The following is a 13,003-nucleotide window of genomic DNA, read 5'->3' on the forward strand; positions in this document are numbered from 1 at the left end:
GAGAGCAATGTCAACGGACCGCGAGGGGAGCGGGTGGGTAGGCTCCGAGGGATGCCCCAGATTCCCGAGAAGATCCACGAGCTGACCGTCGGCCAGTTGTCCGCGCGCAGCGGCGCCGCCGTCTCCGCCCTGCACTTCTACGAGTCCAAGGGTCTGATCAGCAGCCGTCGCACCAGCGGCAACCAGCGCCGCTACGGCCGCGACACCCTGCGCCGCGTCGCCTTCGTCCGGGCCGCCCAGCGCGTCGGCATCCCCCTGGCCACGATCCGCGAGGCCCTCGTCGAACTCCCCGAGGAGCGCACTCCCACCCGCGAGGACTGGGCCCGCCTCTCCGAGGCCTGGCGCTCCGAACTGGACGAGCGCATCAAGCAGCTGAACCGCCTGCGCGACCACCTCACGGACTGCATCGGCTGCGGCTGCCTGTCGCTGGAGGGCTGTGTGCTCTCCAACCCGGACGACGTCTTCGGCGAACGCCAGGCGGGGTCCCGGCTGCTGGCGGAACGCGGTCCGCGCCGCTGACGTCCGCCCCGCCCCGCGGCGCCGTACGCCGTCGTGCGTCGCCGAACGTCAAGACCGGTTCAGGACAGGGGGTGCGCAGATCCGGCGCACCCCCCTGATGTTCAGGCCGACATGAGCAGCCGCCCGCGCCTGGCGAACGCCAGCGCCTCGGGGGTGAGGACGGGCAGCGGTACGAGAATCCCGCAGTCCGCGCAGACCGGGCCCGTCGAGGGTTCGTGGTCCAGGTCGTACGTCCAGATGAGGCGCTCCCTGCCGCACGCCGGGCAGGCCGTGCCCGGTTCGCGCTTCAGGGCGGCGATCAGCCGTCGCAGCACCTCGGCCAGTGGTTCATGGGGGTGGACACGCGGGTCGTCGCACCAGGCGATCCCGAAGCCGCCCCAGGTCAGCCGGTGCCAGTCGTCCACGCTGCCCGGCCGGCGCAGCCCGTCGTGCTTCTCCTTCTTGCGGCGTTCCGCGAACTCGACCTCATAGGCGAGCCAGACCGCCCGTGCCTCCTCCAGCTCATCCAGTGCGGCCACGAGACGCACTGGATCGGGGGAGCGGTCCTCGGGGCCGAACCCGGCCCGGGAACTCAGGTGGTCCCACGTCGCCCGATGCCCGTAAGGGGCGAACCGTTCAAGGCATTTGCGCAGCGAGTAGCGCCGTAGTGCCAGATCGCACCGCGGATCGCGCGCCTGTCTCGCGAGACTCCGGAAACCGGCCATCGCCCTGCACCTCCGTCACACCTGCAGCTGTACTTCGGTCACTTCGGCGCCGTCGTACCGACGTCGCCGAATAGACGTGTCGACAAGGGATTCGGCTCCATCCGATTTCCGATGCCCTCCCATAAGGAGTCCCAGGTTGACCGAACGGGGGCCTCCGCTCGACAAGTTGACGCATGTTCATCTTTCGACTCCGTTGTACCGGCGGTAACGTCCGGCTCACCCCCCTTCGCGAGGAGCCGCCATGCCACCGCGTACCCCCCACATCGCGTTGCCCGACAGATCGAGAACTCCCGGCAGGTTCCCCAGGTTCCTGAAGACGGCATCCGTGTGCGTGCTGATCGCCGGTCTCCTCTCCCCGCTCACCCAGGCCGTGGCCACCGACGCGGCGGCCGCGTCGACCGCGGCGAGCGCCTCCGACGACTACTGCGGCGGCCGGTGTTCGGACATCCTGCCGCCCGGCGAGAACGGCAACGCGACCCTCGCCCAGATCCTCCTCAACCAGGCGCTCGGCATCCAGCCCGACCACGCGGAGGACCAGCTCGGCCCCTACGCGAACCTGGCCACCGGCTACTCCGCCCTCACCGACGCGAAGATCGACACGTTCTTCGACGACGCCTCGTTCGGGGTCCCCTCCGACCAGATCGCCTCCACGGAGAAGCCGGCCGGGCGCGGTGACGTGACGATCGTCCGCGACAGGAAGACCGGCGTGCCGCACATCACCGGCACCACCCGGTACGGCACCGAGTTCGGCGCCGGATACGCCGCCGCCGAGGACCGGCTGTGGCTGATGGACGTCTTCCGGCACGTCGGCCGCGGCCAGTTGACCTCCTTCGCCGGTGGCGCCGCCGCCAACCAGGGCCTGGAGCAGGAGTTCTACCGCAGCGCCCCCTACACCGAGGCCGACCTCCAGGCGCAGATCGACAGCGCGGCGGCCCGCAACGGCGCCCGCGGCCGGCAGGCCCTCGACGACGCCGACGCCTACCTCGCCGGCATCAACGCCTACATCGACGCCTCCGACAGCGGCCGTTACTTCCCCGGCGAGTACGTCCTGACCGGTCACAAGGACTCGGTCACCAACGCGGGCACCATCGACCACTTCAAGGTCACCGACCTGGTGGCGCTCGCCTCCGTCGTCGGCTCGCTGTTCGGCTCCGGCGGCGGCGGAGAGGTGAACAACGCGCGCTCCCTCCTCGCCGCCCAGTCCAAGTACGGCGTCGAGGAGGGCACCCGGGTCTGGGAGTCGTTCCGCGAGCGCAACGATCCCGAGGCCGTCCTCACCGTCCACGACGGCAAGAGCTTCCCGTACGGCACCAAGCCGGACAGCCCGCAGGGCGAGGCCCTGCCCGACGCCGGCTCGGTGACACAGGAGCCCCTGGTCCACGACCGCACCGGCAGCGCGTCCGCCTCCGGCGCGACCGGCGCCTCCGCAACCGCCGCCCACGAGGCCCTGAGCTCGGCCAGGCGCGGCATGTCCAACGCCCTCGTGGTCAGCGGCGAACACACCGCGAGCGGCCGCCCGGTCGCCGTCTTCGGACCGCAGACCGGCTACTTCGCCCCGCAGCTGCTCATGCTCCAGGAGATCCAGGGGCCCGGCATCAGCGCCCGCGGCGCCTCCTTCGCCGGCCTGAGCATGTACGTCGAACTGGGCCGCGGCCAGGACTACTCCTGGAGCGCGACCACCTCGGGCCAGGACATCATCGACACGTACGCCGTCGAGCTGTGCCAGGACGACTACCACTACCTGTACGGCGGCACCTGCACGGCCATGGACAAGGTCGAGCAGAAGAACGCCTGGAAGCCCACGGTGGCCGACGGGACCGCGGCGGGCTCGTACACGATGCGGGTCTGGCGCACGAAGTACGGGCCGGTGCAGTACCGCGCGACCGTCGGCGGCAGGAAGGTCGCCTACACCACCCTGCGCTCCTCCTACCTCCACGAGGCCGACTCGATCGTCGGCTTCCAGATGCTGAACGACCCCGACTACGTCAAGGGCCCGCAGGACTTCCAGAGCGCGACACAGCACATCAACTTCACTTTCAACTGGTTCTACGCCGACTCCCGGCACACCGCGTACTACAACAGCGGTGACAACCCGGTGCGCGCGAGCGGCGTCGACGCCGAGTTCCCGGTATGGGCGCGGGCGGCGTACGAGTGGCGCGACTGGGACCCGGACACCAACACGGCCGACTACACCCCTCCCGCCGAGCATCCCAACTCCCTCGACCAGGACTACTACGTCTCCTGGAACAACAAGCAGGCCGAGGCATACACGACCGCGTCCTGGGGCGACGGCTCGGTGCACCGCGGCAACCTCCTGGAGGACCGGGTGGGCAAACTGGTCGCGGCCGGCGGCGTGACCCGCGCCTCCCTCGTGAAGGCGATGGCGGACGCGGCACTCGCCGACCTGCGAGCCGAGGACGTGCTGCCCGACCTGCTGAAGGTGATCGACGCCTCGCCGGTCACCGACCCGACGACCGCGGCGGCGGTGAGCAAGCTGCGGGCGTGGGTGACGGCGGGCGCCAAGCGCACGGAAACGTCGGCGGGTTCGAAGAAGTACGCCGACGCCGACGCGATCCGCATCCTCGACGCGTGGTGGCCGCTGCTGGTGAAGGCCGAGTTCGAACCCGGCCTGGGCAGCGACCTGTACACCGCGTTCACCGCCAATCTGCCGGTCGACGAGGCCCCGTCGGCCGGACACGGCCCCACCGGTTCACACGCCGGAAGCTCCTTCCAGTACGGCTGGTGGAGTTACGTCGACAAGGACATCCGGGCCGTGCTCGGCGAGCCCGTGCGCGGCGGCCTCGCGCACACGTACTGCGGCGACGGCAGCCCCGCCGCCTGCCGGGACATCCTGCTCGGCACGCTCAAGCAGGCGTCCGCCCTGACCGCGGCCCAGGTCTACCCGGGCGACGACCAGTGCTCCGCGGGCGACCAGTGGTGCGCCGACTCGATCGTGCAGCGGCCCCTGGGCGGCATCAAGCACGGCAGGATCGGCTGGCAGAACCGCCCGACGTACCAGCAGGTCGTGGAGTACGCGACACATCGGTGAACGGGTGTGGGCCAACCGGCGTTGGCACATGGTGGTGGGTCAACGTCGGTAGGCCAACGCCGGTGGGCCAACGTCGGTAGGTCAACGCCTGTAGCCCCACAGCCGTAGGCCAACGTCCGTAGCCCCACACCTGTGGGCCAACGTCCGTAGGCCAAGCCTCGCCGCCGCCGGGCGTCAAGCGATCCGCCCCGCCGCCAGTACCACCCGCGCCAGCTCCGGGTGCAGGATGTCGCTGTGTGCGCCGGTCGGTGGGCCGCCGCGCCTGACGACCGACGCCGCGTCGACGTTCACGCAGCCCGACGCGGGCAGCGGTCCGCGGAGGGCCGCGGCGAGGTCCAGTGCGCGCGTGCCCGGCACCGCCTGCACCCCGTCGTGGCCCATGGCGCCCCACTTGGCGCCCAGCGTCCGTACGAGGTCCAGGCCCTCGGCCGCCGCCTCGCCGACCGGAGCCGTGGCCGAACGGTCGTCGTCCGCCATCCGGGAGGCCAGGGGATACAGCGTGCCGAGGGCCGCGTCGTGGCGGGAGTAGCAGCACACCAGCGGGCCGTCGACGCGGTGCTGCTGGCCCTGGAGGACACCGCCCGCGCGCGGGTCATGCGGCAGCCGGGCGGCGAACGCGTAGTGGGAGAAGGCACCTTGCAGCAGTGTCACGGACTTCACCGTGTGCACTCCGTCGGGCAGCCCGCGCAGCGCGAACGACACCAGCCGTCCGCCGAAGCTGTGCCCCACCAGATGCACGCGCACGTCCGGTGCCGCCGCGGCCAACTGTCCGATCACCGGCCCCAGGCCGCGTTCGCCGACCGTGCCGGCCCGGCGCTTCATCGCGTAGTACGTCGCCTGCCGCAGCAGTTCCCGCGCGCCGTCCCAGGGGTTGGGCAACGAGAACTGATCGTTCTGACCCGCCGACCGGAGGGCGGCCAGTGCCTGGGCGAACTCGTCGCACAGCGTGGCCGTGTCCCCGGTGAACAGGACCGGCTCGCTCTGCGGGACCCCCTCCGCCAGGGTGTCCGCCGCGAACAGCGGCTGCGGCCCGCCCGGTACGACCTCCACCAGCACCCGCACCAGCCGTCCGAACTCCGCCAGTTCGGCCTCCTCGGGGTGCTGCTGGTCCAGCATGCGGGCGATCTGGTCGACCACGGTGGCGCGCCCGGGAAAGGTCTCGAGGAGCGCGTGCCGGGTGTCCTTGCCCAGTACGGGCCGCGGCACCGAACCGCCTGCCACGGCCGCTCCGCCCACCCCGCTCGCCCCGCCCGCTTCTGCCGCCTCGGCGGTCTCGGCCGCGACGGACTTCGGGAAGTTCGGGATCGGTTCGTCGCTGAACCGCATCGACGGCCAGATCACGCCCGCGTAGCCGATCCGGGCCCGGGGCGCGAGCTGCGGGATCGGCGCGAAGAAGTGGCGGTAGAGCGCGGTCGCGCCCGAGCGGTCGTTGTTCCAGCCGTGTGCGAAGACGATCAGGTCGCGGACGCCGTGGTCCGCGACCTGGCGGAGCAGCCGGTCGCGTTCCCGGCCGTCCGTGTCCCCGTCCGCGTCGAAGGTCAGTTCCCAGTAGGGAGTCACGCTCGTCCCAGGATCCGCCATGCCAGGCCCTCTCCTACCCCAAGCGGTGCGATGTGGACGCAATCGTCCCGCCATCGGGCAAGGTTGGCCATACACCATGACCTACCTGGATGAGGATGACTCACTTGTAGTGAAGGTATTCCTTGCGTACCCGCCGGAACGCGGCCAGCTCGTCCTGCCAGGCGGCGACCACCTCGTCGGTGCCCGCACCCGCGTCGATCATCGTGCGGACCTGCGTGGAGCCCGTGAGCTTGTCGATCCAGTTGTCCGAGCGCCAAGTGAAGCCGCTCCAGATCTTCTTGGCGGTCACCAGCAGCGCGATCCCGGTCCGTACGGGGTCGTACGCGGCACGGTCGTCCACATGGATCTGCACGCCGCCGACGGTCTTGCCCTGGAATTTGGAGAACGTCGGTGCGAAGTACGCCTCCCTGAACCGCACGCCCGGCAGGCCGAGTTCGTTCGCGGCCGCGGCCCAGCGGCCGTCGATGCCGTCGGCGCCCAGCAGTTCGAAGGGCCGGGTCGTGCCCCGTCCCTCGGAGAGGTTCGTCCCCTCGAAGAGGCACGTGCCCGAGTACACCAGCGCGGTGTCCGGCGTCGGCATGTTCGGGCTCGGCGGCACCCAGGGCAGCCCGGAGGCGTCGTAGAAGTCCGGCCGCTTCCAGCCCGTCATCAGCACCGTCTCCAGCGGCACCGGCGTGCTCAGGAACTCCCCGTTGAACAGCCGTGCCAGCTCGGCGACCGTCATCCCGTGCGCCTGCGCGATGGGTTGGCGTCCGACGAAGGTGGCGAACTCCTTGTGCAGCACCGGCCCGTCGGCCGACCGCCCGGACACCGGGTTCGGCCGGTCCAGCACGACGAACCGCTTGCCCGCGAGCGCCGCCGCCTCCATGCAGTCGTACAGCGTCCAGATGTATGTGTAGAAGCGCGCGCCCACGTCCTGGATGTCGAAGACGACCGTGTCCACGCCGGAGGCGGTGAAGACGTCGGCGAGCGGCCGGCCGCTCTTCAGGTACGTGTCGTAGACCGGCAGTCCGGTCGCGGGGTCGTCGTAACGGCCCTCGGAGCCGCCCGCCTGCGCGGTGCCGCGGAAGCCGTGCTCGGGGCCGAAGACGGCGGTCAGCCGCATGTGCGGGTCGGCGTGCATGACGTCGACGATGTGCCGTACGTCCCGGGTGATGCCGGTGGGGTTGGTGACGATGCCGACCTTCTGCCCGTCGAGCAGCGCGTACCCGTCCGCGGCGAGGTGTTCGAAACCGGTGCGCAGGCCGTTCCCGGTGTGCTCGGTTCCGGTGTGGGCGACGGCCGCACGCGGTGCCGCACACGCCGTGACCGACACGGCGGTGGCGTGGAGCAGGCCTCGTCTGGACAGGTTCATGCGGTGACCTCCGTGATCGCTGCGGGTGTCATGCTCACGCACGCTAGCGTGCGTCTGGGTAGAACGGAACGAACGCGACAAGCCTGGCCGCAGGCGCCCCTTCCCCGGCGCATACCGACCGGTTAGTCTGGCGCCGCGGAGCGGATGTGCCGGGCGGGGACGTGTGCCGGGTACGGATGTCCGATGTACCGGGTACCGATGTCGTGCCGAAGGAGACCGATGGTGGAAGCCGTGCGGGATGCGGGAGTGGTCGTCACCGGAGCGGGAGGGGGCATCGGGGCGGCGCTGGCCCGCCGGTTCGCCGCCGAGGGTGCCCGGGTCGTGGTCAACGACCGGGACGCCGAACGGGCCGAGGCGGTGGCCGAGGAGATCGGCGGCATCGCTGTCGTCGGCGACGCCTCCGCGATCGTCGCCGAGGCCCGCGCCGCCCTCGGCGGCACGGTGGACATCTACTGCGCCAACGCGGGCGTGGGCTCCGGTGGTTCGGAGGCGGCCCCGGAGAAGGTGTGGGCCAAGGCGTGGGACGTCAATGTCATGGCACATGTGCGCGCGGCCCACGAGCTGCTTCCCGCCTGGCTGGAACGCGGCAGCGGGCGCTTCGTCTCCACCGTGTCCGCCGCCGGCCTGCTCACCATGATCGGCGCCGCACCCTACGCCGTCACCAAGCACGGCGCCTACGCCTTCGCCGAGTGGCTGTCGCTGACGTACCGCCACCGCGGCCTGAAGGTGCACGCGATCTGCCCGCAGGGCGTGCGCACCGACATGCTGGCCGCCACCGGCAGCGCGGGCGACCTGGTCCTCAAGCCCAACGCGATCGAGCCCGAAGACGTCGCGGACGCCCTCTTCAAGGGCATCGAGGAGGACCGCTTCCTGATCCTGCCGCACCCCGAGGTCACCGACTACTACCAGGCCCGGGCCGCCACCCCCGACAGCTGGCTGACGAGCATGAACCACCTCCAGCAGAAGTGGGAGGCCATCCAGTGACCGCGCCCGGATCCCCCTACGCGGCCCGCCCCTGGCTGGCCCTCCTCACCGACGCCCAGCGCGCCCCGGTCGACCCCGACGACTCGCTCGTGCACGCGCTGCGCCGTGCGGCCGCCGAGGCCCCGGACCGTACCTTCCTCGCCTACTTCGACGCCCGGCTGAGTTATCGCGAGGTCGACGAGCTGAGCGACTCCGTCGCCGCGCACCTCGCCGCACGCGGACTGGAGCGCGGCGACCGGGTCGCCGTCCTGCTCCAGAACTCCCCGCACTTCGTGCTGGCCGTCCTCGGCGCCTGGAAGGCGGGTGCGACCGTCGTCCCCGTCAACCCCATGTACAAGTCGGCGGAGGCCGCCCACGTCCTGCGCGACGGCGAGGTGGCCGCGCTCATCTGCTCCGACCGGGCGTGGGAGTCGTATCTGCGCAAGACGGCCGCCGACTCTCCGGTGCGGATCGTGCTCACCGCCTGCGAGCTGGACTTCCAGACCCGCGACGACGCGCGCGTCCTCGGCTTCGAGCGGCTGCCGCAGGCCCCCGACGCCGACGACCTCGTGGCCGTGGCCCGGCAGGGCGGCACGGCACCGGAAGGCCGCGACGCGGGCCCCACCGACATCGCCCTGATCAGCTACACCTCGGGCACCAGCGGCACGCCCAAGGGCGCCACCAACACGCACGGCAACATCATGTACATCGCCGAGCGGCAGCGGACGGGGATGGAGCTGCCCGAGGCCCCCGTCTACTACGGCCTCGCGCCGCTGTTCCACATCACGGGGATGGTCGTCCAGTTCGCCGCCTGCCTCAACAGCGTCGGCACGCTACTGCTGACCTACCGCTTCGAAACCGGCGTCGTCCTCGACGCGTTCGCCGAGCACCGCCCGCACTTCACGGTCGGCCCGTCCACCGCCTTCATGGCGCTCGCGGCGCACCCGGACGTCAGCCCGGAGCACTTCTCCTCCTTCGTGAACATCTCTTCGGGAGGTGCCCCCGTGCCGCCCGCCCTCGTGGAGAAGTTCCGCGCGGGCTTCGGGCCGTACCTTCACAACGGCTACGGGCTCACCGAGTGCACCGGCCCCTGCACCTCCACCCCGTCCGGCCTGGAGGCGCCCGTCGACCCGGCCTCCGGGACCCTGGCCGTCGGCCTGCCCGGCGCCGACACGGTCATCCGCATCCTCGACGACCGGGGCGAGGAGCTCCCCGTCGGGGAGCAGGGCGAGATCGTCGTACGCGGCCCGCAGGTCGTGCCCGGATACTGGCGCCGTCCCGAGGCCACCGCCGAGACCTTCCCGGACGGCGAACTGCGCACCGGGGACATCGGTTTCATGGACGCGCAGGGCTGGGTGTACGTCGTCGACCGCAAGAAGGACATGATCAACGCGTCCGGCTTCAAGGTGTGGCCGCGTGAGGTCGAGGACGTGCTCTACACCCATCCCGCGGTGCGCGAGGCGGCCGTCGTCGGGGTGCCCGACGGGTATCGCGGCGAGACCGTCAAGGCGTACATCAGCCTCCGTCCGGGTGCCGAAACCGACCCGGGCGCACTCGCCGCGTACTGCAAGGAGAGACTGGCCGCCTACAAATACCCGCGTCAGGTGGAGATCCTGCCCGACCTGCCCAAGACGGCAAGTGGGAAGATCCTGCGTCGGGAACTCCGTTCCCGAGCACAGAGCAGCGAGTGAGCAACACGGAAAGGCAGGTGGCGGCAGTGCCCAGGACCACGGACGGAGACGCGACGCCCGTTCCGCAGCGGCTGCTCGCCGCCGCCACCCGGCTCTTCGCCGAGCAGGGCTACGACCGCACCTCCGTGCAGGAGATCGTCGAGGCGGCCGGCGTCACCAAGGGCGCGCTCTACCACTACTTCGGCTCCAAGGACGACCTCCTGCACGAGGTGTACGCGCGCATGCTGCGCGTCCAGCAGGAGCGGCTGGACGCCGTCGCGGATGCCGACGAGCCGGTCGAGAAGCGGCTCAGGGCCGCGGCGGCCGACGTCGTGGTCACCACGATCGAGAACCTCGACGACGCGTCGATCTTCTTCCGCTCCATGCACCATCTGAGCCCCGAGAAGAACAAGCAGGTGCGCGCCGAGCGCCGGCGCTATCACGAACGCTTCCGCGCGCTGATCGAGGAGGGCCAGAAGGCGGGCGTCTTCTCCACGGCGACCCCCGCCGACCTGGTCGTGGACTACCACTTCGGCTCCGTCCACCACCTGTCCACCTGGTACCGGCCCGACGGCCCGCTGACTCCCCAGCAGGTCGCCGACCACCTGGCCGACCTGCTGCTGCGGGCACTGCGGCCCTGAGGTCCTGAAGTGCTGAGGCCCTGAGGTCATACGTGTAAGGGGCGGTCGCCCTGGACGACCGCCCCTTACACATGCCTGCTCACACTCACAGGTACTGCTTCAACTCCCGCCGCGCCAGCGACCGCTGGTGCACCTCGTCCGGTCCGTCGGCGAGCATCAGGGTCCGGGCGCCGGCGTACAGCTCGGCCAGCGGGAAGTCCTGGCTCACACCGCCCGCGCCGTGCAGCTGGATCGCGCGGTCGAGGATGTCGACCACCGCACGAGGCGTGGCGATCTTGATGGCCTGGATCTCCGTGTGGGCGCCCCGGTTGCCGACCGTGTCCATCAGCCAGGCCGTCTTCAGCACCAGCAGCCGCAGCTGCTCGACCGTCACGCGCGCGTCGGCGATCCAGTTCTGCACCACGCCCTGCTGGGCCAGCGCCTTGCCGAAGGCCGTACGGGACACCGCCCGGCGGCACATCAGCTCGATCGCGCGCTCGGCCATGCCGATCAGCCGCATGCAGTGGTGGATGCGGCCGGGGCCGAGGCGGGCCTGGGCGATGGCGAAGCCGCCGCCCTCCTCGCCGATGAGGTTCGACGCCGGCACGCGCGCGTGGTCGAAGATCACCTCGGCGTGGCCGCCGTGGTAGTGGTCCTCGTAGCCGAAGACCTGCATCGCGCGCTTGACCGTGACGCCCGGGGTGTCACGCGGGACCAGGACCATGGACTGCTGACGCCGGCTGTCCGCCCCGTCCGGGTCGGTCTTCCCCATCACGATGAAGATCTTGCAGTCCGGGTTCATGGCACCGGAGATGTACCACTTGCGGCCGGTGATGACGTACTCGTCCGTGCCCTCGGGGGCTCGCTCGATGTGCGTGGTGATGTTGGTGGCGTCGGAGGAGGCCACCTCCGGCTCCGTCATCGCGAACGCGGAACGGATCTCACCGGCCAGCAGCGGCTCCAGCCACTGCTTCTTCTGCTCGTCGGTGCCGAACTGCGCCAGCACCTCCATGTTGCCGGTGTCCGGCGCCGCGCAGTTCAGCGCGGTCGGCGCCAACTGCGGGGAGCGGCCGGTGATCTCGGCGAGCGGGGCGTACTGGAGGTTGGTGAGCCCGGCACCGTACTCGGAGTCCGGCAGGAAGAGGTTCCACAGGCCCTGCCTGCGCGCCTCGGCCTTCAACTCCTCGACCACGGCCGGGGTGTCCCAGGGCGAGGCCAGTGCGGCCCGCTGCTCCTCGGCGACCGCCTCGGCCGGGTACACGTACTCGTCCATGAAAGCGAGCAGCTTGGCCCGCAGTTCCTCGGTGCGCGCGTCGTACGCGAAGTCCATGACCGGTCAGCCTTCCTGAAGTGTGGTCAGTCCGTGCTCGATGAAGACGGGGACGAGGTCGCCGATGCGGTCGAAGCCGCGCCCGACCGTCTGGCCCAGCGTGTACCGGTAGTGGATGCCCTCCAGGATCACGGCGAGCTTGAACCAGGCGAACGCCGTGTACCAGTTGACGCCCGAGACGTCGCGCCCCGAGCGCGTGGCGTACCGCTCGATCAGCTCGGCCGGAGTCGGGTGCCCGGGGGCCTCGGCGGTGGTGGAGACGGGCGAGTCGGGCATGCCCAGCGGCATGCTGTACATCACCAGCAGGCCCAGGTCGGTCAGCGGATCGCCGAGCGTCGACATCTCCCAGTCGAGGATCGCCTCGATCTTGTCGTCGCCGCCGATCAGAACGTTGTCCAGCCGGTAGTCGCCGTGTACGACGGCGGGCGCGGGGGAGTCGGGCAGGGCACGGCCGAGGGCGGCGTGCAGCTCTTCGACGCCGGCCAGTTCGCGGTTGCGGGAGGCGTCCAGCTGCTTGCCCCAGCGACGCAGCTGGCGGTCCAGGAAGCCCTCCGGGCGGCCGAAGTCCGCGAGGCCCACCTCGGCGGGGTCCACGGCGTGCAGCTCGACGAGGGTGTCGACGAGGGACAGCACCGCGTCGCGGGTGCGCTCCGGGCCGAGCGGGGCGAGCTGGTCGGCGGTGCGGTACGGCGTGCCCTCGACGAACTCCATGACGTAGAAGGGCGCCCCGAGCACCTCCTCGTCCTCGCACAGCAGCACGGGACGCGGCACGGGCACGTCCGTCGGGTGCAGCGCGCTGATCACCCGGTGCTCGCGCTTCATGTCGTGCGCGGTGGCCAGGACATGGCCGAGCGGGGGCCGCCGTACGACCCACCGCGACGTGCCGTCCGAGAGCGCGTACGTGAGGTTGGACCGTCCGCCCTCGATCAGCCGTCCCGTCAGGGGGCCGCTGACCAGACCTGGCCGCTCACGGTCGAGCAGGCCGCGCAGCCGGTCGAGGTCGAGTCCGGGCGGGTGGTCGGGGCTCATGCGTTGCTCCTACGAAGGGGAGAACAGGACGCGACTCATGATGCCGACCGGTCGGTATGCCGTCCAGTGGGCGTGCCGAACGTGATCGGCGCCACGATATGCCGACCGCTCCCCTGTCGGTTGCGTGGCGTCCGGCTACCGGGTGCTTCGCAAGGCGCTGGAGGGGAAGCGGACCGGGGGGCGG

At 71.0% G+C, this 13,003-nt stretch carries 10 protein-coding genes; 5 read left to right on the top strand and 5 right to left on the bottom strand.

Annotation, left to right across the window (positions count from 1 at the left end):
* Positions 1 to 51 precede the first annotated feature (51 nt).
* Entirely contained in the window at positions 52 to 519 is a 468-nt protein-coding gene (gene soxR, locus ABZ910_RS12185; protein WP_361362426.1) for a redox-sensitive transcriptional activator SoxR, read from the top strand.
* 101 nt (positions 520 to 620) lie between these two features.
* On the opposite strand, the gene ABZ910_RS12190 is transcribed toward soxR, so the two are convergent.
* Positions 621 to 1,223 carry a hypothetical protein gene (locus ABZ910_RS12190; RefSeq protein ID WP_361362429.1) on the bottom strand — a complete coding sequence of 201 codons (603 nt, stop codon included), beginning with the start codon at positions 1,221 to 1,223 and terminating at the stop codon, positions 621 to 623.
* Positions 1,224 to 1,464: 241 nt separating this feature from the next.
* On the opposite strand from ABZ910_RS12190, the gene ABZ910_RS12195 reads away from it, so the two are divergent.
* Positions 1,465 to 4,272 carry a penicillin acylase family protein gene (locus tag ABZ910_RS12195; protein ID WP_361362432.1) on the top strand — a complete coding sequence of 936 codons (2,808 nt, stop codon included), beginning with the start codon at positions 1,465 to 1,467 and terminating at the stop codon, positions 4,270 to 4,272.
* Positions 4,273 to 4,446: 174 nt separating this feature from the next.
* On the opposite strand, the gene ABZ910_RS12200 is transcribed toward ABZ910_RS12195, so the two are convergent.
* Both ABZ910_RS12200 and ABZ910_RS12205 read right to left on the bottom strand, forming a co-directional pair.
* Positions 4,447 to 5,853 carry a serine-threonine protein kinase gene (locus ABZ910_RS12200; protein WP_361362435.1) on the bottom strand — a complete coding sequence of 469 codons (1,407 nt, stop codon included), beginning with the start codon at positions 5,851 to 5,853 and terminating at the stop codon, positions 4,447 to 4,449.
* Between the two features lie 100 nt (positions 5,854 to 5,953).
* Complete coding sequence (locus ABZ910_RS12205; protein ID WP_361362438.1) at positions 5,954 to 7,207, bottom strand: DUF1343 domain-containing protein; 1,254 nt, start codon at positions 7,205 to 7,207, stop codon at positions 5,954 to 5,956.
* Positions 7,208 to 7,426: 219 nt separating this feature from the next.
* Between ABZ910_RS12205 and ABZ910_RS12210 the strand changes: the two genes are divergently transcribed.
* The 3 genes from ABZ910_RS12210 to ABZ910_RS12220 are packed head-to-tail and all read left to right on the top strand — an operon-like array spanning position 7,427 to position 10,481.
* Positions 7,427 to 8,191 carry an SDR family oxidoreductase gene (locus ABZ910_RS12210; protein ID WP_361362441.1) on the top strand — a complete coding sequence of 255 codons (765 nt, stop codon included), beginning with the start codon at positions 7,427 to 7,429 and terminating at the stop codon, positions 8,189 to 8,191.
* A complete protein-coding gene (locus ABZ910_RS12215) occupies positions 8,188 to 9,861 on the top strand; it encodes an AMP-binding protein (RefSeq protein ID WP_361362443.1) in 1,674 nt (557 codons plus the stop codon). Before ABZ910_RS12210 ends, ABZ910_RS12215 begins: the two co-directional genes overlap by 4 nt.
* Positions 9,862 to 9,887: 26 nt before the next feature.
* The gene (locus ABZ910_RS12220; protein ID WP_361362446.1) at positions 9,888 to 10,481 is read left to right on the top strand and encodes a TetR/AcrR family transcriptional regulator; all 594 of its coding nucleotides are present in this window, start codon (positions 9,888 to 9,890) and stop codon (positions 10,479 to 10,481) included.
* Positions 10,482 to 10,566: 85 nt separating this feature from the next.
* On the opposite strand, the gene ABZ910_RS12225 is transcribed toward ABZ910_RS12220, so the two are convergent.
* Positions 10,567 to 11,790, bottom strand: a complete 1,224-nt coding sequence (locus ABZ910_RS12225) for an acyl-CoA dehydrogenase family protein (RefSeq protein WP_361362448.1) — start codon at positions 11,788 to 11,790, stop codon at positions 10,567 to 10,569.
* Positions 11,791 to 11,796: 6 nt separating this feature from the next.
* Complete coding sequence (locus ABZ910_RS12230) at positions 11,797 to 12,819, bottom strand: phosphotransferase family protein (RefSeq protein ID WP_361362451.1); 1,023 nt, start codon at positions 12,817 to 12,819, stop codon at positions 11,797 to 11,799.
* Positions 12,820 to 13,003 lie beyond the last annotated feature (184 nt).

It is taken from the genome of Streptomyces sp. NPDC046805, assembly GCF_040645355.1.
GTDB lineage: Bacteria > Actinomycetota > Actinomycetes > Streptomycetales > Streptomycetaceae > Streptomyces.